General features: G+C 33.6%; 26 protein-coding genes and 1 pseudogene. 15 read left to right on the forward strand and 12 right to left on the reverse strand.

Annotation, left to right across the window (positions count from 1 at the left end):
- Window positions 1–298: 298 nt before the first annotated feature.
- Window positions 299–1,449 (reverse strand): IS3 family transposase gene (locus tag Q5794_RS29240; RefSeq protein WP_374989479.1). Its coding sequence is split into 2 segments (ribosomal slippage): window positions 299–1,209 and window positions 1,209–1,449, totalling 1,152 coding nucleotides; the frame shifts between segments, so codons are not numbered across the junction.
- A 492-nt stretch (window positions 1,450–1,941) separates the two neighbouring features.
- Complete coding sequence (locus Q5794_RS29245; protein WP_214989310.1) at window positions 1,942–2,775, reverse strand: STAS domain-containing protein; 834 nt, start codon at window positions 2,773–2,775, stop codon at window positions 1,942–1,944.
- A 716-nt stretch (window positions 2,776–3,491) separates the two neighbouring features.
- Here Q5794_RS29245 and Q5794_RS29250 point away from each other — a divergent pair.
- On the forward strand, window positions 3,492–4,571 hold the full coding sequence (locus Q5794_RS29250; protein WP_374989480.1) for a YsnF/AvaK domain-containing protein: 1,080 nt from the start codon (window positions 3,492–3,494) through the stop codon (window positions 4,569–4,571).
- A gap of 88 nt (window positions 4,572–4,659) precedes the next feature.
- Here the strand turns inward: Q5794_RS29250 and Q5794_RS29255 are convergent, their stop codons facing one another.
- From Q5794_RS29255 to Q5794_RS29270, 4 genes are all read right to left on the reverse strand, one after another.
- Window positions 4,660–5,184, reverse strand: a complete 525-nt coding sequence (locus Q5794_RS29255; protein WP_251034341.1) for a hypothetical protein — start codon at window positions 5,182–5,184, stop codon at window positions 4,660–4,662.
- Between the two features lie 461 nt (window positions 5,185–5,645).
- Window positions 5,646–5,834 carry a hypothetical protein gene (locus Q5794_RS29260; protein ID WP_214989312.1) on the reverse strand — a complete coding sequence of 63 codons (189 nt, stop codon included), beginning with the start codon at window positions 5,832–5,834 and terminating at the stop codon, window positions 5,646–5,648.
- A 26-nt stretch (window positions 5,835–5,860) separates the two neighbouring features.
- A complete protein-coding gene (locus Q5794_RS29265) occupies window positions 5,861–6,031 on the reverse strand; it encodes a hypothetical protein (protein WP_214989313.1) in 171 nt (56 codons plus the stop codon).
- A gap of 338 nt (window positions 6,032–6,369) precedes the next feature.
- Window positions 6,370–7,770: a DEAD/DEAH box helicase gene (locus tag Q5794_RS29270; RefSeq protein WP_374989481.1), complete on the reverse strand. Its 1,401-nt coding sequence runs from the start codon at window positions 7,768–7,770 to the stop codon at window positions 6,370–6,372.
- Window positions 7,771–8,007: 237 nt separating this feature from the next.
- On the opposite strand from Q5794_RS29270, the gene Q5794_RS29275 reads away from it, so the two are divergent.
- Window positions 8,008–8,250, forward strand: a complete 243-nt coding sequence (locus Q5794_RS29275) for a cold-inducible protein YdjO-related protein (RefSeq protein WP_162215385.1) — start codon at window positions 8,008–8,010, stop codon at window positions 8,248–8,250.
- Window positions 8,251–8,492: 242 nt separating this feature from the next.
- On the opposite strand, the gene Q5794_RS29280 is transcribed toward Q5794_RS29275, so the two are convergent.
- The gene (locus tag Q5794_RS29280) at window positions 8,493–8,696 is read right to left on the reverse strand and encodes a cold-shock protein (protein ID WP_047934552.1); all 204 of its coding nucleotides are present in this window, start codon (window positions 8,694–8,696) and stop codon (window positions 8,493–8,495) included.
- A 314-nt stretch (window positions 8,697–9,010) separates the two neighbouring features.
- Here Q5794_RS29280 and Q5794_RS29285 point away from each other — a divergent pair, with 314 nt between their 5' ends.
- The 4 genes from Q5794_RS29285 (at window position 9,011) to Q5794_RS29300 (ending at window position 12,187) form a co-directional block, all read left to right on the forward strand.
- A complete protein-coding gene (locus Q5794_RS29285) occupies window positions 9,011–9,193 on the forward strand; it encodes a hypothetical protein (protein WP_215055136.1) in 183 nt (60 codons plus the stop codon).
- A 335-nt stretch (window positions 9,194–9,528) separates the two neighbouring features.
- Window positions 9,529–10,581, forward strand: a complete 1,053-nt coding sequence (locus tag Q5794_RS29290) for a fatty acid desaturase (protein WP_374989482.1) — start codon at window positions 9,529–9,531, stop codon at window positions 10,579–10,581.
- A gap of 428 nt (window positions 10,582–11,009) precedes the next feature.
- A complete protein-coding gene (locus Q5794_RS29295) occupies window positions 11,010–11,141 on the forward strand; it encodes an FbpB family small basic protein (RefSeq protein WP_215055431.1) in 132 nt (43 codons plus the stop codon).
- 200 nt (window positions 11,142–11,341) lie between these two features.
- Window positions 11,342–12,187: an STAS domain-containing protein gene (locus tag Q5794_RS29300; RefSeq protein ID WP_374989483.1), complete on the forward strand. Its 846-nt coding sequence runs from the start codon at window positions 11,342–11,344 to the stop codon at window positions 12,185–12,187.
- A 595-nt stretch (window positions 12,188–12,782) separates the two neighbouring features.
- On the opposite strand, the pseudogene Q5794_RS29305 reads toward Q5794_RS29300, so the two are convergent.
- The 3 genes and pseudogenes from Q5794_RS29305 to Q5794_RS29315 form a co-directional block, all read right to left on the reverse strand.
- Window positions 12,783–13,056 (reverse strand): annotated as a pseudogene (locus tag Q5794_RS29305) (HU family DNA-binding protein).
- A 367-nt stretch (window positions 13,057–13,423) separates the two neighbouring features.
- On the reverse strand, window positions 13,424–14,260 hold the full coding sequence (locus Q5794_RS29310; RefSeq protein ID WP_215055427.1) for an STAS domain-containing protein: 837 nt from the start codon (window positions 14,258–14,260) through the stop codon (window positions 13,424–13,426).
- Window positions 14,261–14,495: 235 nt separating this feature from the next.
- Window positions 14,496–14,807, reverse strand: a complete 312-nt coding sequence (locus Q5794_RS29315; protein ID WP_251034438.1) for a hypothetical protein — start codon at window positions 14,805–14,807, stop codon at window positions 14,496–14,498.
- Between the two features lie 317 nt (window positions 14,808–15,124).
- Here Q5794_RS29315 and Q5794_RS29320 point away from each other — a divergent pair, with 317 nt between their 5' ends.
- From Q5794_RS29320 to Q5794_RS29335, 4 genes are all read left to right on the forward strand, one after another.
- Complete coding sequence (locus Q5794_RS29320; RefSeq protein ID WP_215055425.1) at window positions 15,125–15,364, forward strand: hypothetical protein; 240 nt, start codon at window positions 15,125–15,127, stop codon at window positions 15,362–15,364.
- A 247-nt stretch (window positions 15,365–15,611) separates the two neighbouring features.
- Window positions 15,612–16,412: a hypothetical protein gene (locus tag Q5794_RS29325; protein WP_374989484.1), complete on the forward strand. Its 801-nt coding sequence runs from the start codon at window positions 15,612–15,614 to the stop codon at window positions 16,410–16,412.
- Entirely contained in the window at window positions 16,390–16,860 is a 471-nt protein-coding gene (locus Q5794_RS29330) for a hypothetical protein (protein WP_074897617.1), read from the forward strand. Before Q5794_RS29325 ends, Q5794_RS29330 begins: the two co-directional genes overlap by 23 nt.
- A 963-nt stretch (window positions 16,861–17,823) precedes the next feature.
- A complete protein-coding gene (locus Q5794_RS29335) occupies window positions 17,824–18,015 on the forward strand; it encodes a hypothetical protein (protein WP_136790442.1) in 192 nt (63 codons plus the stop codon).
- A 159-nt stretch (window positions 18,016–18,174) separates the two neighbouring features.
- Here Q5794_RS29335 and Q5794_RS29340 read toward each other — a convergent pair whose 3' ends face one another.
- The gene (locus Q5794_RS29340; protein WP_215055422.1) at window positions 18,175–18,438 is read right to left on the reverse strand and encodes a hypothetical protein; all 264 of its coding nucleotides are present in this window, start codon (window positions 18,436–18,438) and stop codon (window positions 18,175–18,177) included.
- 342 nt (window positions 18,439–18,780) lie between these two features.
- Here Q5794_RS29340 and Q5794_RS29345 point away from each other — a divergent pair, with 342 nt between their 5' ends.
- From Q5794_RS29345 to Q5794_RS29355, 3 genes are all read left to right on the forward strand, one after another.
- A complete protein-coding gene (locus Q5794_RS29345) occupies window positions 18,781–19,155 on the forward strand; it encodes a hypothetical protein (protein ID WP_081363850.1) in 375 nt (124 codons plus the stop codon).
- Window positions 19,156–19,362: 207 nt separating this feature from the next.
- Complete coding sequence (locus Q5794_RS29350) at window positions 19,363–19,737, forward strand: iron chaperone (RefSeq protein ID WP_215055420.1); 375 nt, start codon at window positions 19,363–19,365, stop codon at window positions 19,735–19,737.
- Between the two features lie 1,623 nt (window positions 19,738–21,360).
- Entirely contained in the window at window positions 21,361–22,365 is a 1,005-nt protein-coding gene (locus Q5794_RS29355) for a DUF3231 family protein (protein ID WP_215055418.1), read from the forward strand.
- 883 nt (window positions 22,366–23,248) lie between these two features.
- Here Q5794_RS29355 and Q5794_RS29360 read toward each other — a convergent pair.
- Window positions 23,249–24,115 carry a LysR family transcriptional regulator gene (locus tag Q5794_RS29360; RefSeq protein WP_374989486.1) on the reverse strand — a complete coding sequence of 289 codons (867 nt, stop codon included), beginning with the start codon at window positions 24,113–24,115 and terminating at the stop codon, window positions 23,249–23,251.
- 121 nt (window positions 24,116–24,236) lie between these two features.
- Here Q5794_RS29360 and Q5794_RS29365 point away from each other — a divergent pair, with 121 nt between their 5' ends.
- Together Q5794_RS29365 and Q5794_RS29370 are read left to right on the forward strand one after the other, a co-directional pair.
- On the forward strand, window positions 24,237–24,776 hold the full coding sequence (locus Q5794_RS29365) for a YbaK/EbsC family protein (RefSeq protein ID WP_215055506.1): 540 nt from the start codon (window positions 24,237–24,239) through the stop codon (window positions 24,774–24,776).
- A 123-nt stretch (window positions 24,777–24,899) separates the two neighbouring features.
- Window positions 24,900–25,793, forward strand: a complete 894-nt coding sequence (locus tag Q5794_RS29370; RefSeq protein ID WP_215055508.1) for a DMT family transporter — start codon at window positions 24,900–24,902, stop codon at window positions 25,791–25,793.
- Window positions 25,794–26,024: the final 231 nt, after the last annotated feature.

A 26,024-nucleotide genomic window follows, 5' to 3' on the forward strand; every position in this document is an offset into this window, starting at 1 on the left:
TTTCAGAAGAACTCGCCACCTTTAGGTTACTTAATAGATGCAATTTATACTTATTATAATTATGTTGAAAAATCCACTCTTTATGCTAAATCTATAAGCAATAAGTAGTTCATCTTACTACTAAAAGGTATACTTTTACGGACGCCGCATTCCTATATTTTCCAAAATATTAAAAGAATAAAGTCAAAAATCTTCTTTAGATTATTTTAACGCGGACAAAATTAAAAGTAAATTAAACCTTTTTATGAATTAGTTTACTGGATTTGAGTCAATAATTTGGACACAAAAAAGTTAAGTCTTAAGCTGTTTTTCTCATTTGCTCCTCAATCGCTTGAGGGGTTTGATAGCCGAGGCTACTATGGATTCTGTTTCGGTTATACCATCCTTCTATAAACTGAAACATAGCTAATTTTGCAGCTGAATAGTCTGTGTATTGCGTATGATACACTTCTTCTTTCTTTAATATGGCATGAAACGACTCTATACAGGCATTATCATAAGGGCAGCCTTTCTGGCTGAAAGACTGCTTCATCTCGTATTTGTGGACATGCTGAGTAAACTCACTACTGGTGTATTGTGAGCCAAGATCCGTATGAAGAAGTAAGCCCTTTCGGGGCTTTTGGGCAGTGTAAGCGTTTTGAAGTGCTTCAATGACCAGTTCAGATGTCATTGAACGAGAAAAAGAATAGCCAACGATTTTTTTAGAATGTAAATCTAATACCGACGCTAAATACCACCAACCATCTCTTACTGTAGGAATATACGTAATATCTGCCACCCATTTCTCATTAATCGTCTGTGTAGAGAAATCTCGTTTTAACAGATTAGTCAGTTGTACAACCTTTTCTTTTGATGGATAGGGACGGTATTTTTTCTTTGTTATCGAACGAATTCCTGCTTGTTTCATTAAGCGCTGAACACACTTTAGACTTAGATAACACCCGTTGTTTACTAAAATCTTATGAATTTTTGGAGCGCCATAACGCACTTTACTTTTCACATGAATTCGTTGGATTTCTTTTGTCAGCTTCTGGTTTTCCTGTTCACGGTTTGATACCGTCTTTTTGAACGAGTGGTAGTAGCTACTTCTTGGAATCGTTAACACTTCGCACATTTTCTGAACGCTGTATTGTTCTTTATATTTCTCGATAAAATGGTTGAGCTCTGTTTCTGTTACTTTTTCGAGAATATGGCCATAGCCTTTTTTAGAATATCTAATTCCTGTTTTAACCGAAGGTTTTCTTTCTGAATTTCAGCTAATTCTTTTGGTGTTAGAGATCCTTCCTCTGAACTGATAGGCGTAAATGCCTTCACCCATTTATAGATTGTTACTTCTGATACGCCATATTCGCTGCTTAATTCTTTGACCGAGTTTCCAGCATGATATAAATCGACAATCGTTTTCTTAAACTCATCATTGTATTTTTTGCCTGCACGTTTACGTTCCATTTCGGACACATCCTCTCAAAAATAATTGTAAGGACTTAATTAAATGTTGTCCATGAAACTATACTAACTCCATTCGTTAGTAAGATTAAATAGTTAAATTAATAATTTACATAAAATACTTTCCCATTTACTTAACGTATTTAAATTATCATGAAACAAAAAATGATCTTTACTTTAAAGCGTTAAATTGTTACCATATTATTAGACAATCTTTCTTTTATTGCTATTCCTTAGCCAAAAAAGCACAAACCAATCTATATGGTTTGTGCTTTTTTTGTTCTTACAGATATCGTCAAATCTACTTACTATAATTTGATTTCTCGGTAATAAAACTGAATATTAATAGCCACATCTAGAATTAGATGTGGCTATTATATGTACATAAAAGCCCCAATTATTAGCTTCTGTTTAACAATTGGAGTGCAGTCCAGCATGAAGGTAGTTTTCTCTGGTACTATTAAGAAACCCGAGTATAGATCCATGATTTGTGGATTATTTTAAAGATTCTGTGAATGAATTTGCATAATCAACAGCTTGATGTAAACTAGAAAAACTTTTGATACCTTTCACTTCTATGCCTAATCTGACCATGATTTGAGCAATTTCTGCACGCATTCCACTTATAATGACGTTAATTCCTAAAAGTTTTAGTGCTGCTATTACTTTGAAAAGTTGATCAGCTACCATTGTATCAATAATGGGGACGGCAGATAGATCAAAGATTAGCCATTTTAATTTGTACTCCTTTCCTTTATCTAAAGCATTTTCCATTAAAATCTGTGCTCTTTTTGTATCTAAATCGCCTACTAAGGGAAGAATTCCTATTTCTTCTGTCATGCGGACAACTGGAATAGAAAGTTCATCAATAGCATACTTTGCATGATTTATCTTTTCTGTATAACCTTTTACATATGATTTACTTACCCATTGAATAGCGTTATCCACAACAGTATTAAAATGAGAAGTTATGGAGTGAAAAGTATCTAAAGAAAATTGGTTATCTTCCCCTTTTTCTTTAATGATTTCTCCAATTTCATTTCGATAAAAGCTAATTTCCTCTAAAGCAAGGTTTAATGGAAGACCATGATTCACTAATAGATCAGCTATGTTTTCTCCCCACTTTTTTATAGTATCGATAGCTACATCTTTTTCCATCAAAATGGATTCCCCATAAATTGTAATAAGATCAACGCGGAAATTTGTTAGCTCTGTATAAATATGATGAGTATCTGCAAGTTCTTGTCTTTTTGTTTCAGCTAAACCTTCTTTTTTTTCGAGGATTGTAGCTCTAATATCCTTTAAATCCTCACTTTGAACACTTTGCATATATCTTAACTCCTTTGGTATTGCTTATATAATAAAAACATTTTTCATTCTTTTCATCTTAATAAAAAAACTCACTAATAGATGAATATTAGGACCCAGAAACAACACGTGTTGTTTGCTGTATTGCTTACCTCTTCCCCATATAGTGATTATGTAAACCAAATATGAATAAGGTATACATCAAACAACAGAAAGCTACTACTGCCTGAGCATCAGTAGTTGCTTTCAATTGTTTGGATGTTATGCAATTCGAATCTAAGGTTTGGTACCTTACAGCATCTTGATGAGTTTACTTCAGATATTAATTATTATTTATTTTTATAAATGATTAAATAAAAAGAAAAAAACAAATCTTCAAAAAGATATGTTTCTTTTTACATTCCAATCCAACTTTTTTTGAAAAATAGTTTTGCTTATTATATCTTATGTAGTCAAATCTCCACTTTTCTTTAAAACCGATTATTGCCATTTTTAATATCTTCTGTAGATATGCATTTTACAAGTTATTTACGATTAATTTTATCAAAAAATAAACAAATTTCGTTTACCATTCTTCTAACGAAAAATATCAAAATAAATAGAAATGTTGTCGAAATTTTGGCATTTATACAGTCACTCTTACTACGTTTCAAATAAAAAACACTGGGTATATAAAAAATGTGGAATTAAATGTAAGGATATGTTTGCGTTTACTTCAATTTTAAGGAGATGGGAGAATGGGAATAACAAAAAGAGTTGTCGGAACTTTTTATTCGGAGCAAGAAGCGATGTACACAATTGAGGGGTTAAAACGTCAGGGGTATCGTGAAACAGATATAATGGTGGTAGCAAAAAATAGAAGTGATACTCTGCGATTGAGAGCTGAAACCGACGTGATGATAGAAGTCGGTACACCAGCAGTAAGTTCGTTAGCAGGTGTGATGATGGACAGTTTTCTCACCATGATGACAGGTGGAATGAATCCTGTTAAACAAGCCAGTGATCTAACTTCAAAACTTGTTAGAATGGGGGTTCAAAGTTCTACGGCGAAGCAGTGTGAAATGGATGTGAACAAAGGGAAAATTCTTGTTCTGATTGATACAGAGGAAACTCAAACGATTCCTTCATATGATACGATTAGAGAGATTCAATACGAGAGTGAAGAGCAAAAATCCGTCCAACTTCGTGAAGAACAACTCGATGTAAGAAAAGAACGCGTCCAGATCGGTGAAGTACAACTTCGTAAGGAAGTTGTGGAAGAACTACGAACTATCCAGGTTCCTGTTATCCGTGAGGAAGTCTATGTAGAAAGACGTCCGGTCATAGACGGTCAGTACGATGGCAGCCCATTGACAGAAAATGAAATCATCCGTATTCCTATTACAGAAGAACGAATTGAGGTGACGAAAAGACCTGTAGTCGTGGAAGAAGTAGTCGTTGGCAAGCGTAAAATTCAAGAGACAAAAGAGATGAAAGACACTGTTCGAAAGGAAGAAGCACGAATCGAACAATCAGAACTTTCTGACTCTGAAGTCTATCAAAACAGGACTAATTACGTAGACCAAAGTTATGCAGAAGTTGCTGCGGCACCTGCTTCTGACATTCCAAAAGAGGAAAAGGTTACACTTTCAACCAACAAGAAGCAGGAATCCCAACTTAAAGTGACAACTTCTCCTGTTGTGGAAGAGCTTCAAGAGGCTGCAGTCTCAGTAAACAATCAAAAGCAAGAAACTCAAGCTAAAGGTACCAATTCTCCTGCCTCTGGAGGGAAAAATAACACTGGAGCTTCAACAAACAAGAACATGAAGAAGAAATAAAGTAAAGGCTCGTTATATTTTATGGTAGAGGGAACTGTTGAGAAGGTTTAAGGAAGGGCTGCCCGTCTGGACTGGCAGCTTTTTTTCTTCATTTTAGTAGCTCTTTTTCATAAAGTAATTCTCTCTTTAACGTGTCAAAGTCTTTTTTAGCTACTTTTTCAATCTCACCAAATAATTCATCACCTTTGATTAATCCTTTTTCTTCTAGTACTTCTACTAACACTTTAAATCTTATCCTAGATAACACAACCTCATTTACGGCGTTAACCATCAACTTCTGATCTTCTGTAAGTTCTTTTTCTTTGGCTGGCTCTTGTTGTAACTTAATTCTAAATACGACTTTTGTGTCATCTGATATCTCTGCTGCTTGATAGAAAGTACTGTGTGAAATATTTTTCATTTTAAGTTTTTCATTTGTATCAACAATAGTAAGTTCAAAATTTGGGCTCTCAAAAAATAAGTCATATAAGTTATACTCTTTTTTTCCTATAACCGAAAATGCAAAACCAATCTTTTTTAGCTGTTCACCTGTAGTGGAATGTGTAATTGTTTTTTCTTCAAAATTTTCAACGTTAAATTCAATATTATTGATAATTAATTGTTTCAGTTTCAATTCAACCACCTCTTTATCTATATTAATACGACGAGTCTTAAAAGATTCCCTGTTTTCTTAAAATAAAAAAGGACACTGCTGGATCAGTATCCTTAAAGGATTATTTAATTAAATCTTTCTACTGTTGGTTTTCGATATTCTCTAATTGAGAGATAAGTCAATGTTTCTAATCTCCTAGACACTTTTATAGTTCTTTTACTGGTTACTATTTCTTTAAATTCAAACCAACCTTCATGGCTTGAAATTTATTGTTTTAAAACGTCTTCATTCTCCGCCTTAATACTAGCAGATTTAGAGCTACCACCCATAAAAAAATCACCTATTTTTCATAAGTGCTTGCCACTGATGACACGTCATGGAATCAAAAAGCTCTAAACCTTATAGTGTTGCTTATTTCTTAAATCAGTATTTCTATCAAAATAAAAAGCACCCCAATTAATAGATGCCTATCTTTATTATTCTTATTTTTCTTCTGTAACCATAAACTGTACCACATTATTTAAATTGATATGCACTAGCTCTTTTTCATTCGAAATGAATCTTTCATCTTTTGTTATATGACTAATGACTTCTTTCTTTGATATGGCTTCAAATTTTAATTCCTTTGACCTGCCATTTATAAATTCAAAAATAACTTTAAATTTAAGCATAGGTGTAGCACCTCTTTATCTACTTATTATTCTTGTTTCATTAATTCTTCTTCAAAGAAAAAAGTACTTGGATATTTATTGACCGTATAAGAGTATCTTTTCATGTTTTTTACATAATGACTTTTTAAGATTGTCACTAATTCATTCGATACTCTTATGTTTACTATTTCTCCATTAGTAAATGGTTTTACGCTCATAGCCCTCATCCTCTCTCGCATCAGAAATAATAAAATTTATCTTAAGACATAATTTAAATCTCTTAAGATTCTTTATTTTTACCCAGTTCTTTTGCCTGATATTTTTTTAGTTCTCCACAATCATAAGGATTACCAATTAAAGTTGCCGTGTGATTCTTATAATGGAGCTGAGAAAGGCTTACATCAATTCGTATAGGTTTTCTGATATATGTGTTAAAAAAGTAAGCAACCTTTCTTCGATAGTTGGTTCACGAAGGGATAGTTGTAGTTTGACACCTTACGGTGTGATAAACCTCAATACCTACTCATGAAGTACATAGTCATAAAACAGTAAGGGATTATTTTCTATACATTTTTTCACGCCATACGGTTTCTTTTCTGCCTCTACTTCTCTTACGCTCTGTTTTTGCCTTTTCATTACGAAGTGGTGCCACTTCAGTTAATTGGACAGGAGCCATATTGGATTCTTTTGTTAAGAGCTTTAAAGTGGCTGACAATAAAGTAACAGAATCCACTTCTTCTAATAACTTTTCCGCCACAGGTTTATATTCCCCGAACTCTCTCTTGTCGATGGTGTTCAAAACGCGGTGTATGATTGCTTCCTGATTTCCTGCCATTACTTCACTAGAAGTGGGAGGCGATTGTCTAGACATCTTTGTTTTCGTAACATCTTCAATCACTTTTAAGTGATGACGTTCTCTCGAAGTTATAAATGTAACCGCCATTCCCTTATTACCTGCCCGTCCTGTTCGACCAATGCGATGAACATAGCTTTCAGGATCCTGAGGAATATCAAAATTATAGACATGACTGACACCTGTAATATCAAGTCCTCTTGCTGCAACGTCGGTTGCGACCATAATCTCAATCGTATGCTCCTTAAATTGACGAATCACATCGGCACGTTTTGATTGTGTAAGATCTCCATGAATGCCTTCTGCTGCATACCCACGTTTTTTTAGCCCTTCGGCAAGTTCATCCACACGTTTTTTCGTACGTCCAAATACAATAGCCAGGTCTGGTGATTGAAGATCTACAAGATTGCAAAGAACATCAAACTTTCGATTTTCCGGAATTTCTACATACTGTTGTTCAATATTCTTTACGGTTAACTCCTTCGCTTTTACTTTCACGAGTTCAGGAGTGTTCATGAATTTCTGGGCTAAACTCTGTACTTGCTTCGACATGGTTGCTGAAAATAGTAAGGTTTGATGGGGAGAAGAGATGCCACCAAGAATCGTTTGGATATCTTCAATAAAGCCCATGTTTAACATCTCATCTGCTTCATCTAGAACAGCCGTGCGAATATGATTTAAACGAATCGTCCTTCTTTTCATATGGTCCATAAGACGTCCAGGGGTTGCCGAGATAATATGCGGTCTGTTCTTGAGGGCCTTGATTTGACGATTAATGTCCTGCCCCCCATAAATGGGTAACGTTTTAACTCCTTTTACCTGTCCAATTCGATTTAATTCCTCAGCTACTTGAATCGCCAGTTCACGCGTCGGCGCTAGAACGATTCCCTGAATCGCTTCTTCATCAAGCTCAACTCGCTCAATAAGGGGTATACCAAAAGCTGTTGTCTTTCCAGTCCCGGTTTGAGCTTGTCCAATTAGATCTTTACCCGTCATAGCTATTGGAATAGCTTCAGCCTGAATTGGCGTAGCCTCTTCAAAACCCAAGTTATGAATGGCCTTTTCAATGTCCTTACTTAAGTGAAAATCAGAAAAATTTTTCAACTGTTTCGTGCTCCTTCTTTTACTCAAATTCAGAAATGAGAAAAGTACTCTTTAACCAGAGATGTTACTTATTCATTCCTGCGTATTGTAAATCAGTGTTATTATCAATGGAAGTCTTGTTCTAACTTATCTGTACAAGACGAATTCATGCCTTATTTTATCCACGCTTCCGTGTATTTATAAATTCTTATAGGATCTATAAAATGCGGTTTAATTTAGAAAGATAGGGGTCCTGATATCTCTTTTTTAAAAGGTAAACTATTTAGAAGGAATGATGTAGTTAAGTATTATAACCATAGGAAGAAAGGTCAAGAACCCTTACCTAAAGAACGAACAGAAATTTGGGAATATCAATCGGAAGAGTCTAATGGTTGGATGAGAAAAAACTTCTCTTATGAAAATCATCAAAAGTGTCCTTTATGTGGCCATAAAATGAGAGCTCGAGAACGGTTTTTAGATGAGTCTCCTAATCCCCATTAAAAATAATTCATACCCACATTTTTTTGTAAATTACCAAAAACTTCTGATTTTTTTAACTACAATTAAACTCCTTAACAAATTGATATCCTTATTTGCTTTATATTTCCAGTGTATGTTTTAACTAGTCTACACCTTGTACCGTTCGTTTTGTCTAAAAAACCAGACTTTTAAGTCTGGTTTTTCTAGCTAGTGGAATTAAAAGTAAAAAAGACTCCCAGATGGAGTCTTTTTACTCATTTTGATTATGCTACTTTATGAACGTTAGCAGCTTGTGCTCCACGTTGCCCTTGTTCGATATCAAACGTTACTTTTTGACCTTCGTCTAACGATTTAAAGCCTTCACTTTGAATAGAGCTGAAATGTACAAATACATCGTCTCCGCCTTCAATTTCAATAAAACCGAACCCTTTGTCTGCATTAAACCATTTTACTGTACCTTGTTCCATAATATTTCCTCCTGGTGTGGAATATTCCACACTTGTATTACTACCCTTGTCCAACCATACTATCTTAAGATGAAAATTTCTATGGAAGAGATTTCTCTTCTCTTAATCCTACACCGAACAAAAATAATTAACTTAATCGTACCATATAAAACTGAATATAGCAAATACAGGAAAGTAGATGAATCTTTAAAGTGTAAAAACCTGTATTGTAAAAGGCCTAATTTAAAACCTACTGTTTTTGTGTAGATGAAATTTTTTATAAAATGGATATGTTGGTACAATACCGGGTATATAAGTGGTAGAGGGGGGATCGTTTGAGACTGAAGGATGGAGACTTTTATACAGATAGTAGAAACGGTAAGGTATATAGATTAAATGAAGATGACAAGGGCAGCTGGTATGTGAGTATGCGTGATGATGATAAACCGTCAAGGAAATCGGGGCGTGATATGATGAAATTGTTAAACCGTTTTTATACCAAAATGAACGACAGTTGAACATTCATAGCTCTGAAAAAACTACCTTCATTCTAGTCATCATAGTAGAGGTAGTTTTTTGTTCGCATTATATTTTAAAAATAGTAGCTCAATACCTCTTGGAAAAGTACAGGTTTATGAGCACTTTTACATAGCTAGGACTGAAATAATGCTTTAATGAAACTAAATTTTTTCCACGCCCTTTTCCTTTTATTAAGAAAATACATACACACATGTATGACAGTTGTCATACTAGTTACTTGACGTTTATATCTTTTATTACCAGCTACTATGTTCTACTATAAAGATAAAGAAGAGCTGAATATTAAACACGGTAAAGATGTAAGGAGGAACACATGATCAAACAAAAAACGATTGAATTAAGAAAAAATGTAGCACCTTTTGAAAAACCCAATACGGAATCGAGTATAAAGCAATTGATAAACACATTCCTTCCGTTCTTGTTACTTTGGTTTCTAGCTTATCAAAGTTTGTCGGTTTCTTATTGGTTAACACTACCCTTATCTATTGTTACAGCCGGGTTCGTCGTCCGAATTTTCATTATTTTCCATGATTGTTGTCATCAATCATTTTTCAAAAGCCGAAAAGCGAATAATATCCTTGGTACAATTAGTGGGGTTATCACCATGTTTCCGTATGAACAGTGGAAACGAAGCCACTCGATTCATCATGCCACGAGCAGTAACTTAGATAAACGAGGAACTGGTGATGTGTGGGTCATGACGGTTGATGAGTATGTTGCAGCTTCCTACTGGGGCCGGTTAGCTTACCGAGTTTACCGCAATCCAATTGTTATGTTTGGACTAGGGCCCATCTATCTTTTCTTCGTTTCTAACCGATTGAACCGAAAAGACGCGAAACGAAAGGAACGTTTGAACACATATTTAACCAATTTCTCAATTGTTGCAGTATATGCACTTTTATGTTGGGTTATTGGTTGGCAAGCTTTTCTGCTCGTTCAAGCTCCCATCCTTTTCGTAACAGGATCACTTGGAATTTGGCTATTTTACGTACAGCATCAATTTGAAGATTCCTACTTTGAAAGAGAAGAAGAGTGGGATTACGTGAAGGCTGCGGTTGATGGTAGCTCCTATTACAAGCTCCCTAAAGTTTTACAATGGGTAACAGGTAATATTGGTTTCCATCACGTACATCATTTGGCTCCAAGAGTTCCCAACTATAATTTAGAAAAGGCGCATGAGTCTACGCCACCATTACAGAAGGCAACAACCATTACACTAAGCACAAGCTTGAAGTCCCTTCGTTTTCGACTTTTAGATCAACAAAATAAACGTTTTGTAAGCTTCAAAGAAATTAAGCATCTCGTAGACAATAAAAAATCGCGTGTGAACTTGAATAACAAAAGACCAAACCTCGATGAAAATTAAATATCCATACGATAAAATCATTCAATTTTCATGAAAAACTGCCTGGATTAGTTGAACTATAACCCGAATAAAGGTCACTACATAAAAAGTGTCCCTTATTCGGGCTTTTTCACTTGAGCACTTTGTGAGATTTTCGTACGATTACATCATTTCTTTTCGTCTTTTAGTATCATCAATCATGAAGTTCTGTTTTTTGTACCAACTGTGGAGGAGATAATTGAAAAACTACCGAGATATTGGTATTATAACTATTGTTTTTGCAAAAGACCCTGAAGGGAATCTTATCGAAATTCAAAATGTGAGAAAATAAAAGAGAATATACCTATTTGCACGAGAACTATTGTAAATAGTGAAGTTGTTTTATTACCTAAAATTGCCTAGATAAGGTATAGTTAAAGCGATCCACTATAAAAGAAAGAAGTGTTAACATGCGTAAGCATACAAAATCATTTGAAGATCTAGTAAAAGAGAATAAAGAAGAATTGCTTAAAGATAAGCAAGCAATTGAAAAACTTGAAAAACTTATAGAAAAACGGTATGAAAATATAAAGCTAGCTTAACACAGCTAGCTTTATTTGTAGTTTATAGAGCTAATTACCATAAAGCGAATTCTCGGTATTAAAGAATTAATTACAATGACTTTTACTACCTTGGGAACAATCTACTTATCTTAAAAAACTAATTCTGGAGCCCTTATTTTAAATGTTAAAATAATGAAAATCACCTTTTTAGATAAGGTAAGATCGGAGGACAAAATTTAATGAATAATTTGCACTTTCTAGGAGAAAAAATCGTAGAAAAAAAGTATGAAATTGCGCATAAAGTACATACAAGTAGAATGGTAAACCTTAAACAAACAAGGAATTTCAATCTTACAAATGAAAAAATCATAGAATTGAGAGCAAACTTCATCAACAATTTTGGAGAAGCAATCATGTTAAACCTCGATCAAAATACAAGTTTCGATCGAATATTGAAATGGGGCAAAGAGTCAGGAGAATTGGCATCAAATCTAGGGGTTTCTCTGAGTGAGGCTTTAGAGACCACAAGTTATTATCGGAAATTTATATGGGAAGTACTTAAAGAAGAAATAAAAAAACACAACATGCCGATAGACACGGTATTTGAATTAAGCTCGATTATTGATCCTTTATTAGATAAAGCTGTTTATGCTTTTAGTTTGACTTATGTTAATTTCCATCATGAAACATTAAAAAAAGCGAAGAGTGCCTTCCTTGAATTATCCGTCCCTATGGTCCCTATCACAAAAGGAATTGCTATACTTCCTCTAATTGGAGAGGTAGATACGGAAAGAGCTACTCTCTTACTAGACGAAACGTTGAAGAAAGCAAATGAATTGAAATTATCTCACCTTCTATTTGATCTCTCTGGTGTTATGATTGTGGACACTATGGTTGCCCATCAAATTTTTAAAATCATTGAGGCATTAGATTTACTTGGGGTAAAAACCATGTTAATTGGTATCCGTCCTGAAGTTGCTCAGACCATGATACAACTTGGAATTAATTTTAGTAAACTAACTGTAAAATCAAACCTCGAACAAGCACTTCTTAGTTTGAATTTAACCATAGATACGTTAGAATAAATAGTCTTATCCAAATAGTATACGAATTGAATTCTATTTACCTTCAAAAAACCACTTAACGCCAGACAAGTTATCAATAATGATCAGCTAACTTAATACCATAAAGCATTAAACTGTCAATCTATTGGTGGAATTTTTTATTTTACTTCTATTGGTATTTATCATTTAAAGAAGCGCAAACCGCATGTGGTTTGTGCTCCTTTGATTATATATTATATTCACCTGAATTTTCCTGCTCAATTTCTTCTAATAAATCTTTAATCTGTTTACATAAATTAATTCCCAAATTCAACATTTCGATTTCTTTTAACATCAAATTAGCTCCCTTATGAATAAGTTATAAAAAGTTCTACCTTAAAGAGGAAATGGACTTTGAGACTTTAAAATATTTATCCTTGTTAAGGGGGCACTGAATAAGCATGATATATTTGTAGGTATAAAAGTGAAAGAGATAAGCAAAGATGAATATTTAATTTATAAAACTAAGTTTCAATCTTTTAGAATCAACACATAAATTTTTATACAATTTTGCAAATAGAAAAGCTCTATGGAATAATCCTAGAACTTTTCTATAAATGATTGCAAATATACGATGTTATTTAACAGCTTGTTTTAATTCTTTTCCTGCTTTAAAAGCAGCGACTTTCGAAGCAGGAATATCTACTTCTTCACCTGTTTGAGGATTACGACCTGTTCGTGCTGCACGGTCCCGCACTTCAAATGTCCCAAATCCAATCAGTTGGATTTTTTTCTTTCTTGGCAAGTGTGTTATAAATTGTTTCCAGTAGCGCATTTACAGCTTTTTCAGCATCTTTCTGTGTTAGTTCTGCTTTTGTTGCAACAGCACTAACTAGTTCCATTTTATTCATATTCAAACACCTCCTCCTATTATTTTAAATTAGTATGTAGAGATGTTAACACAGCTTCTACACACTTCTTACCTTATCACATTAGATAGAAAGTGAAAAAAACCTTTTCCTTTTAGCGATAGAAACTCAAAAAAGCTAAGAAATTAAGTTTCTCAGCTTTTTTGCATTAAGTTGATTTAAGATGTATATTCTATGCGGAATTAGTATTCTATCGATACTATAGCAAAACAACCCTAGAGTTATAACTCTAGGGTTATCTAAGTAATCATTGCTAAAATAGAATAGATTTTATTTCCTTTTTCAATACGAATGTGTTTTCACAAACTCATCCGCATTTCCGCGTGTAGAGAAAACTTCTCTATTCCTTCTATAGTCGGTTCTGTTCTAAATATTCTTTTAATGTTTGCTGTAATGTCCCTTTTGCTTCTGCCTTATCCTCAAAGGAGATTCCTGAGTGAATCATTGTTCGCACCAAGTCAGCACGTAAACCTGTAAGAATGGCTTTACTTCCCATCATTGAAATGCCAGTTAATATTTTTTGAAAATGGTCAATGACATGCATCTCCATATTAGCAATTCCGGACAAATCTATAATTAATGTTTGAATCTTTAAATCCGAGATGGCTATCAAAACTTTCTCCTCAATCGTTTGGATACGGTAGATGTCAACCATTCCAATCAACGGTAATACAGCTACAGATTGACTGAGTGGTATAACGGGCACAGATAGATGTTCAACTAAGTTCTTCTGTGAGGCAATTAATTCATCTTTATACTTGGAATAACTAATAAGAAAAGTGTTAAGAAATTGATCAATCCTATCATTAATACGCTTCTCTAAGGCATAAAATTCTTCACGGCTATTAAATTGGTTATTTATTCGATCATATTGATAGAGAAAATGCCATAATGTTCGCCTAATGGCTTGTACCCATTCTAGTTTAAAGGCAAGAGTTAGGGCGTACTCTGCCCAGGCTACCCCTTCTTGTTGAGCGAAAGCAACGAGTTGTTCTTCTTTTTGTTCTACGACATATAGAGCTAACTTTTGAGCATTTTTTAAAAGATCAATATTTCCAGTTTCTAAAATGTCAGTAATCTTAGAGGCTACGTTAACCGCCTCTGATAAGAGTTTATCCTGGAAATTCTGTTTATTATCTCTAATAAAATCGGTCATTTTCTCTCTCTGGTTATAAATAATTTCCATTTTGAATACGCCCCTTATTTGTTTTTAGATTATAGTTATCTTTAAGTAATCAATATCTCTAAATGAATTATTATCTATTTTTATTTTCATTCCTTGTATATAAAGAAAAGTTCTCCTTCCTTGTACTACCCACACTAGATATGTTTTTAGATAAAAAACAAAAGAGCTTTTATAATGAACCTTTAAATCTGGATATACCCATGGTCGTGCTCATTTTTTTCAACATGATAAAGGGTTAATTGAGGTCATTTTCACTAGCCGATACCCATTCAGATAGTCCATCAAAAATAATCTGAACCTGTTTTTTATTTAACGCATCAACGTTCTCCCAAGCACTAGAGATATAAACATCTAGATAATCAGGATAGGAAATAGAATCAGAAGCAAGTGCTTTATAGAACAAAGGATTACCGCCTTTATCTACTTCACCCTTACATCTATAGTTTTCAAACTTCCAACCATCTTTTGTTTTTATAAACTGATAAAGGTCATTTTGTCCCCAGCTAGGACTGTAAATTTGCATTTTAAATCTAGATGCACTACTCAATTTCAGATACCTCCTACCTCCCCAAAAATCTTATTTTCAAATAAGATTCTTTGTATCATTACATTCAAAACATATATTTCATTTACATCTTTTATAACATATCTATCTGTAATTCCCAACTATGTTGCATTTGTCATATATCACCTAATCCTAATGCAACATTACATTTTTTGTTTTTTTTACAAATTTATTTCATTTTTTAAATCTTCATTTCAGTTATCGGAGGTAATAACTTATAAATATACCCTATGTTAAAATGGATTAAACTTTAATTTGTAATTTTTTTTAAAAATAGTGAGAAAGGGGTTTGGTGATACATGACAATAATTAAAATCAAAGAAATGTTAGAAACTTTATTACGGTATGAAGATAGTGAAATCACTCATACCCTTTGTAGTGGAAATCATACCTTTTCTCTCAGTTACTCTAAAGAACTACAGACTTTTCAATTGAAGAATGTTGAAACGGGCCATATTGAACATTTTCCGGATGTGGAGACTACATCTTTAGCTTTGTATAGAATAATAAGTATGGTGGAAAAAGAAGTCACGGAGTAATAATCCACTTTTAAAGTTTACATAACAAGTATTCTCAGAAATAACATATAAAAAAGCTCTTTATGGACGGGACTGACCCCATAGAGTGAGACAAATAAAGGGCTTTTTCTTGTTAAAGGACTCTTCATTTTTGATAAGGATTAGATTTATATCAATTGATTGAATCAGAATAAACAAACAAGAGCATGTTAAATATGAATGATAGGTATAAAAAGTATATTTTTTTCGAATCCATAGGAGATCGTAAATGAATAATTATAAAAATGACAATACTGCAAGGCGCTATATTGCTTATGTCAGTATATTTGGAACGACTCAAATCCATTTAAGAAACCCCTATATTATCGCTTGGTGGTCAGCAGCTTTTCCTGGATTTGGACACTTACTCTTGTCTAAATACCTTCGTGGCTTTGTGTTATTTATATGGGAGGTCGTCATAAACCTTAAATCTCATGTGAATTTAGCGATGATTTATTCTTTTCAAGGAAACATTGACATGGCCAAAGACGTGCTCAATACAAGGTGGCTTCTTATTTATATTCCCGTTTATATTTTTGCTATATGGGATAGTTACCGAACAACCGTTGATTTAAATAAAATATACGTTTTAGCCGAAAGAGAAAATCATCGTTTCAACTCCTTTAGTATGGGAGCCATGGAAGTAAACTATTTAGATAAACGAAATCCCATCTTATCCGTTGTCTGGTCCTTATTTATGCCAGGTCTAGGACAGCTCTATATTCACCGTATCATTGGTGCTTTCTTTGTCATTATTTGGGCAGTCGTTTTCTTTTATTATTCTCATCTACTTGAGGGTATTTCTCTGCTATTTTTAGGAGAAATAAAACAGGCTACTTCCGTTTTAAATAAAGAATGGTTGTTATTTTCCCCCTCTCTATATGGTTTTGCTATCTTCGATTCCTATATGAATACCGTTGAAAATAATAAACTTGTTGAAAGAGAGCAGAAAAACTTCTTCGAGAAAATGTACCAACGCCCAAGCTTTTGTATTGGAAAAGGAAAATATGCAAATCTTTTCTACATTTGAATACTCCAGTTACATAGAGTTAGCTGTTTCAGAGCTAGAAAGAAAAGGAATAAAGAAAGAAGACATATTTATCGTTCCTCTCAATAATCGAACAGAAGCTCGTCGGATTCTTGATAGCCTTCATCGAGCTGATGGGGTTTCTCTTATTGATTTAGGAATGGCTCTAGCCACAGCCTTTTCCGTCATTGGTGCGAGTATTGGATTTAAACTAAGCTGGGGTCCTATTTATTGGGGGATCATTAGTGCTTTTATTGGATTTATCCTAGGGTTAGGAATTAAACTATTTATGTTTAAAGTAATCAAGAAGAAACAACGGCTTCTACGTGGCAAACATTCGGAAGTCATACTTATTGTTGATTGTCATACTATAGACGCCGAAGTGGTTGAACACATTTTGTGGAAAAATCTTGCCTTAGGTGTTTCAAAAGCTAGACCTGATGGCTTATAAATACAAGTCATAACCGTACAATATAATGGCGAAATATAGGATGAATTAACTCCTATTGAGGAACAGAAAAAACTGCCTTTTGATGTATATCATATATATTTTTAGTTACCATAATGTCCTGTTCCCTCATATCAGCCCCACCTACGCTAAATACTATGACAGCCACTCATGCCATCCAACCTATTCTCAGTATAAAAGAAAGCGATTACAAAATTAAGAATTCATTTAAATACTCTGTCTATTTTTTATTTAGTGCATTGATTTAGATAAGCACTATAAAGTATAGAATCTTTTTAATAGGAAAGACTGTTAAAGTTCGTTTAATCATATACAATACCTGTTGTAGCTGACTTTATTTCTAGTTACAGACTTCCTAACAAGTCTGTTTCTTTTTAGTCAATAAAAGTGTTTGATATACATAACAGACCTTTACCTAACTAAAAACGTAGGCAAAGTTCTTGCTAACAATTAAAATTGCCAACAAAGCCAGAAACAAAATGTTTCGTAATGACGACTATTGTTGTACAGCTACTCCCCTTTGGAGTATTAAGTTTGTTCAATGATATCGTAGGTCAATTCTATAAGTCAATTGATAACCAATCAATGATTACCTTTCAAAATCTCGTTCCTGCTGTTTATTTCGTTTTTGAATCCCGCCTACATTGATAGCGAATAATAGAAAATAGGAGTCTGATGCAAAAATTGTATTCTTTAAAAAAGACATATAGATATCCAACAGATTCTGGTATTATAATTTTGATACCTCACTTCAAAAGTTCCTGCTTTTAAAGCAGGGAAAGAATTAAGAAAAGCTGTTAAATAAGTATAAATTATTAAAAATATCCAGGTGCTAATCACCAGATATTCCCCTATTTTAGTAAAGGTATCTTTTACAATCCTAAATAAGATATAATAAAACATCATTAAAGATTTAAAATACATAGTGTCAAAAATGAGGTTAAAATGTCAAAAACGTTCGAAGTAAACTATTCTGTACTGAAAAAAAATAAACTAGTTTATGGTTCTGCGATGATACAATCTGTTGAAGATAAAAAGGAAATTGTAAAATTGGCTAAATTAGATGTATCTACAAAAGAAAGAGTATTTATTCAGCATGTAAAAATCTTAGGTTTTAAACCTAACCTATCGATTTGAGTTAAGAAAGAAAAAGAAATAAATAACATGTTCCCCTTTAAGTAAAAGTTTGAAAAACTACCTAGACGTGGGGATTGATTGTACCCCTTAGAATAGACGTTGAAGACCCATAGATTACACGTTTCTATTTTAGTGGGTACTTTTGGTATGCCATTATTTCTAATCGTCATAATTTGAAAGAAAGTATTTAAGCGTGTGAATTTCTCCTGAATCTAGAAGATCTTCTTTCATTTTCATAACATGAAGTTTTATTTTGTCACCCATTTCTGGGAAATTCATCATATCAAACCTATCTCCTAAACCTAATGGAGTATTTTTCCCATGCATGCTTCCTTCTTTAAAAAATTTAGAGGCTGGACCTTCTATTAATAAATTTCCATCTAAGTAAAACTCTACTTTTTCTTTTCCTGTGATTTTAGCCATAGCTTCCACCACCTTTTCCCTAAGTTACTCCCACTTAGTATTTTATATTATTCTGAATATTATTGATACCTATTCCCTATAATGGTTTAAAGATAAGTTGGATAAGATTGCAGGAAGTACAAATTGAATACCGAATTCTCTTTAACAAATAGATTTCTTTTTACATCCAAGAGTTTTTTGTATGTTAACGAGCATGTATAATACCTATACTGTTGAAAAGGAGATGAGTGCTAGTTGTATTCTAGGAGGGTAACGAAATATAACCCCTTAAAAAGAGATACTAATGGTTACTTTCTCAATGATGAATGGACTTGTTTTTCTGAAGTAGGAGTAAAGATAAATATGGATGAGTACTTGAAAGTAGAAAAAAAGTATATTAATGCGGTTGTAACATTCATGAATGAAATGAATATTAACAAACTTTATATAAAAGGGTTAGAACAATGGTCTGAAGATATAGAAGCTCAAAATGCAACTGAATTTATATCAAAATTATGGATAGGACAATGGATAAGTATTCAAGAAGTAAAAGAGCTAGTAAAGCTAACATTACGAAATGCAGTATGGTGTAAATTAGAGTTAAAAAACCAGTTCTTTGTCCATTTTGGCTATGATTATTATATGTACATAGGAACCTCTCACGAATGTTCTAATGCTTTTAAAAAAGTAGTTTTAACAGGTTTACATGTTGAAATGGTAGATTCCCCTTATCTATAACTTTGAAAAATAAATTTCTCAAATGTATGTTATGTAAAGAAGATTAGTTAATTAGTAGGATTTGTAATTATTCACCTATAATAGTAAGAGTAGAAAAGATGGTGAAGTAATATTTTACACATGACAAACACACCAGCTAAGTCGATGTCAAATTAGCTAAGAATAATTAGATAATACTTAACTAGATTATAGGAGGAAGAAAATAGTATGACAAACACCATTGAAACAGTAGAACAGTATATGGATCAAGTAGTGCCAGACAATCGAAAGCATGATTTGACCCAACTTCGCAACTTAATTATTCAAATAGTACCTAATGCTATAGAATCCATTAAATATGGAATGCCTTATTATGAACTAAACGGTTCCCTATGTGCATTTGCTTCTCAAAAAAATTATATGAGTCTGTACTTTCTAAATACTCCTATTCTGCAAAAGAACATAGATTCTTTAAGAGACCTAAATGTCGGAAAAGGATGTATTCGATTCAGGAATATTGATCAGCTTTCGATAATTGTCATTCAGAAAATCTTAGAAGAATCAGTGGAAGATAACTTGGCTCGTTATAATGATCATTGCTAAAGGCAATATTATTGAATTAATATCAGGATAAGAAAAAAGGTATAGTGATAGTATTACTCCTAATCATCTATCGATAATTCGTGTTCGTAACTGAATAGCAGGGTTATATTAAGTGAATGCAACAAGACAATCATAAGAGATAGAGATACAATATAGGATGCTGAAAAGAGAAGAAACAGCAGACCTGTTAGACAGCCTGCTGCAGAAGACAAAATGATTTTAAGGTATTGGTATAATATGGAGCCGACCTATTAAACAACAGTCATACCATGCCTACCTGTTGCTTTCTCTGACGATGCCTATGAAAATTCACTTTAGTTAATCATACCAATCTTTCCCTTACCCCTGGCTCCCAAGTTAAACTTAACCTCATGCAACCACCTTACCGATTACTCCGTAAGGCGTTTTGGTAGGGAATGTCTATCATACCTTAGACAATCGCATACACGACACTGGCATTATGAGAAAAGCTGCTTTCTTGTCGCACACTCCCCTAAGAACCGTGCAAGTCCCTTTCAAGACACATCGGCTCAAGCCTCCCATTGCAGGTCCATTTGCTGTCGTATCTTCATCACATACCGTATTGGTAAGTAAAACGTACGCCGACGCTCCAAATGGAGGTATACATAACAGTACGTTTCTTTCGTCAGAAGATAGCCACAACCTTATGTTCCTACGAGAGACCAACGAGAAGTCAGCTCCCTTTCGGTCCTATCATGGGTTTGTCCGTAAGGACGATAGTATCCATCCAGTTATACAGTTTCCTGCTTTCCTGTTCTCTTTCGAGATAACGGCATTCGCTTTCTCTCGTATCCTTTACCCTCTGTCACATCGTTTGACTTTGCAGTCATCCTACTGTTTGTACAGATGACAAAGGGCTTACCAAGTTCCGCATCTTATAGATACGACGAGGTTAGATGGGTTCTTTACTCCGGGCAAGATACGGGACGCGTCACAACAGCATTATGAATCTGCTTTTCCTCTTGCCAATACCCAAGCAAAGCTGTGCACTATCCTGAGCTAACACTTACGAAGCTTACAAACCTTCACTAATGTTCACCATACTCATCTTCCCCTAGCAGTGTTCCGAGTCGTGCACTGACTCTCTGTTTCCGCATTTCCGCATGCAACCCACGAGCCCGTTACCAGGCCCGCAGTTTTGGACGGGGATAGTTTTTGCGTCTAAACCAGTGGCGTGAGCCACACTATATAAAAGCGACTTCTTGTCGCACCATAAAACATGTTACAGGAACTAAATATGGGAAAGAAAGCTCTTGTTACCCAACGCAAGGGCTTTTTTCAATACTGAACTCTTACTTTTCAAACTAATCTTGTACAACTCACTGTACTTAATCTTTAGATATTTTTCTTACAATTCCAATTATAGATCTAATTACTAACGTTTTAAACATAACACTAATTAAATTATGATACCAACCCCATCCTCTTCTCCATTTAACCAAACTTGTTTTTTTCTCTGTCCAATATTCAATTAAAAACAAGGGGATTACCAGAGAAAGAGGTTTATAAAAAATAGCTAATGGAACATGTATTTTCGTGTTTTGAATAATTTTACACATTCTGAAAAAAATAGGACATAAGGACCGAAGGAGGTTAAACATTTTGGATGATAAAAACCCAATAAGCGCTTCCGAAATCGGAACACTTTGGCTTACATACCAAGAAAAGTCGATGATTCTAAGAATTTTAGAATACTTCTTGGCAAAAGCAGATGACCAGGAAGCTAAGAATATTATGGGGGGCTTATGGCAAGAACTGCATTTTTATATCAAGGAAATAAAGCAGATTTTTGAGGATGAAGGAGTCGCAGTTCCTATTGGCTTCACAAGTGTAGATGTTAACTTAGATGCTCCCAACTTATACGACAATGGATTTGACATAAATTTTCTTCGTATTTTAAAAGAGGTTAGCATGGGTATGTACACAATCAATATGAATATGGCATATCGCAAGGATGTCATAGCAATTTATGAAGGGCTAACTATTGTTACTCATAAAACTTATAAATTGGCCACACTTTACTTACTTGAAAAAGGAATTATCACCCTTCCACCAAAATCGACAATGCCTAAAACGATTGAGTTTGTTAATGATAAAAGCTATTTGAAAGGATTTCAGCCTTTTAGCGACAAAAGACCTTTGAATCACAACGAGTTAGGCATTCTTCACCACGGAGTTGAGTCAAATAATGTTGGTATGCAGTTGATTACTGGTTTTGCACAATGTGCAGAGAATAAAGAGGTAAAAGACTATTTTGTTAAAGGAAAAGAACTAGCCAAGAAACAAATAAAAATTTATCAAGAAATTCTACTAAAAAGTGACGTTCAGTTCTCTGCGACTTCTGGAAGCACAGTAACTACTTCTACTGTGGCTCCATTTTCTGATAAACTCATGATGTATTGTGTTTACCTTCTCAATGGATTTGGAATTGTTGGAAGTAGTTTTGGGTCCATTTTTAGTTTAAGGAATGATGTATCCCTGAAAACAGCCTTAATTGCCAAGGATATTTATTTCTACGCTGATGAAGGAATCAAACTAATGATTAAAAACGGATGGCTAGAGGAACCGCCACAAATGGAAGATCGGGTTACGATAATAAAAAAGTAAGTATCGAAGATTAAAATAAAAATCATTTTACTGGAATAAATTTAATTTTTAAATGAATAATAACCCTAGTGTTAGATCAAACACTAAATTACAATGTGGAGGAATATATTTTGGATATGCTTATGAGTTTATTATCGGTATTAATTACTATGGTCTTTAGAGTTACATTTTTAACGAAAAAAATTAATACTTGGTTAGAATCATTGATAAAAATGCCAACTTTAACATAAGCATTTTGTATTTATGTATGTTATTCCATATTGTTATAAAAAAGACAAGTACAGTTAAGCTGTTCTTGTCTTTTTTAAGGTTCTATTATACTAACCTGCTCATGTTAGTACAATAAGTAAACTTAATAAGTTTACTTATTGGATTTTATCAGAAGCAAAATATATTTTATAAAAAAATACTATGCTTTATTTTAAATCATATGAGTAAAGTATTAAATGGATTGGAATTTGTCAAGAAACAGTCTTTTTAGATCTGTTTCTTTTTTTATTTAAAAATTGCAAAGTGAATAATAAATATCTAGTTGTGCAAACTACTCAAGACGCCATAAGGCTTCAGTCATCTGGTTAAATAAATGTAGCAGAAAAAACCTACTGGTCCTTGTATACAGTAGGTTTTTCTGTTTTTAGGCTGTATATCGTATACAACATTAGTTAACATAATCACTCTTTCCGGAACTCACGCCAAAAAAGAACCCTTCTCGCATAAGGGCTCCCATTAGGCTCACTTTTCTACATTATGCAGCTTTTTATACATCCTTGGTGTCACAAGGTTTCTCTTAGCGATGTAAATCAGAAAAATGTATTAAAAGCGTACCTTTTATACATATGCTAGTCCTTTAAAATATAGTATCTTTAGGGAAGGAATGAGTATTTTATCTATACTCTAAATAATTTAAAAATTGTTTGCTAGCAAGAGATAAAGTTTGATTTTCCCTATATGCTAACCCAATTTTTCGGTAAGCAGGTACTTCTAATTCTTTTGTTATAACGTCGTAAGAGATGCGCTGTAAAACTAATTTCGGTAAAATACTAATACCTAAACCACTCTCTACCATAGCCATAATGGCATAGTCATCCCATGTCGTAAAATTAATTTTAGGACATATATTCCACTTTTTAAGCAGTTTAGTTACATCGGAATTCCCTTCTTTTTCTAACAAGATAAAAGAGGACTCAGAAAGTTCAGCAGTTGGAATTTTTTCGAGGTCTGCAAGAGGATGCCTTTTAGGCAATACAACAAGTAGATTATCCTGTTCTATAAATGTTGTTTCCAATTCCGGAAGGGTAGGAAGTCGTAAAAACCCAAAATCCACACGCCCTTCTATAATCCACTTTTCTATTTCGTGATAATCACCTAAAAGTAATTCAAAATCAATATTAGGATAATCGGTTTTAAATTGTTTTATTATTTTTGGAAGCCAATGCGTGGCTACGCTAGAGAAAGTGCCAATCCGAACCACTCCTGATTGTAACCCGTTAATTTCTTCTATCTGATGTTGTAAATTTTGATATTCTTCAAATAGTCTTTTAGCAGCTGGGAATAAATTTAATCCGTCTGAAGTTAACCGTAAACCAGATCGACCTCGTTCAAGTAAAGTTACTCCCCATTCTTTTTCTAAATCGTTAATCATCCGACTTATGCCAGACTGAGAATAATTTAAATACTTTGCTGCTTTTGTGAAGCTTCCCAATTCAACTGTTTTAACAAAAGCAATATATTTTTGTATATTCATGTCCATCGTATCACAACCTTTGCATCTGTTTTTGTCATGCTCAGCATGACAAATATTCGCTTTTGTAATGATATTTTCCATGATAATCTACATTTATTAAATATACAAAGCGAAGGAATGAAAAAATATGTTTTTTATTAGCGAGGTTTATACCATGGCTCCAAAAAAATATTCCACACCTTTACAAGAAAGTACGTATCTTGCTTTACAACAATTAAATATTCCTTTTCAACGTGTTGATACAGATGAAGCCATTACAATGGATGACTGTACTCTTATTAATAATAAGTTGAACATGAAAATGGTTAAAACATTGTTCTTGTGTAATCGACAGCAAACTTCCTTCTATCTATTTATCACTAAAGGAGATAAGCCTTTTCGCTCAAAAGACTTCAGTAGTGCCCTAAATATAGCTAGAGTCTCTTTTGCTCCTGAGGAATTGATGAAAGAAATGGTAGGAACAAAAATTGGGGCAGCAACTGTTTTTAGTGCACTACTTGATAAAAATAATAATGTGCAAATTGTTTTTGATAAAGATGTGATGAGTGAAGAATGGTATGGATGCAGTGATGGAACAACAACCGGATATATGAAAGTAAAAACAGAGCAAATTATTAATGATTTTTTACCTTATACAAACCATAAGGTATCGATTATAGAGGTGTGATATGTGTCTATATAAAAATAGAATAGCCATAAAAGTTGGAACTTCTACGCTGACAAATAAAATGGAGCAAAATAATCTAAAATCGCTTGATCAAATTGCCTATGGATTAAGTAGGTGAAGGTAGTGAAATATAAGATACAGTTTGTTTTATCTATGATTATTTTCGGTACAATGGGTTTAATTGTAAGATACATTGATTTGTCTTCGAGTGAAACAGCTTTACTAAGTAGTTCAATAGGGTGTTTATTTTTAATGATTGTTTTTTTCATGAGGAAGAGAACCATTCCATGGAAATTGGTAAAAGTTAATGCTTGTATTTTATTTTTTTCGGGTATTGCATTGGGAGGAAATTGGATGTTTCTTTACCAAGCATATGATCATACAACGCTCACTAATGCAACGCTAGGCTATTATTTTGCACCTGTGTTCGTCATGATCCTCTCACCATTTATCCTTAAAGAACAATTACCTGTCAAAAAAATTATTTGTATCGGTATAGCGATAATAGGTATGTTAATGATTGTTGGAAATGGTGTAAGTGCCTCTGGAACGGAAGATTTACTTGGAATCTTTTTTGGATTACTCGCAGCTGCATGTTATGCTGCATTGATGTTACTCAATAAATTTATTCGCCTCATGGGAAGACTAGAGATTACAATCATCCAACTTGGAATAACAGCTTTACTGCTCTTGCCATATGTGTTTTTGACGGAAGGATTCGGTGTCTTTGGAGTATCTAGATCGTCCGTTCCCTTTATAATAATTCTAGGAATTGTGAACACTGGTATTGGATTTTGGTTGTTTTTCTCAGGTATGGAGAAATTAAAAGGCCGAAGTATCGCTATGCTAAGCTACGTAGATCCATTTGTAGCAATATTGATTTCTGCAGTTATCTTGCGAGAACATATGACACTTGTTCAAATACTAGGTGGCGCACTTCTTTTAGGATCGACATTTATTAGTGAGAATAAGGTGATTAATTTCCCCAAAAGAGGTAAGAGTGTAACGACCCTATAATATGCGAAGCAGTAGGAAGTATTAGTTTCCTACTGCTTTATATATATTTAAAAACTTTTCATATTGATGCTAAGGGATTTTCCGATAATTAAGTCCGTAAAAGTATACCTTTACGGACTTTTCTTTTGCATAAGAAATCTACCGTTTTTATCGTTCATTTAAGTTTTAAAACAAATTACGAACGTCTCCTGAAATCCACACACTTTTACGAACGTTTTTTTGTAGAATAAG

Source organism: Priestia megaterium (assembly GCF_041941685.1).
Lineage (GTDB): Bacteria > Bacillota > Bacilli > Bacillales > Bacillaceae_H > Priestia > Priestia megaterium_C.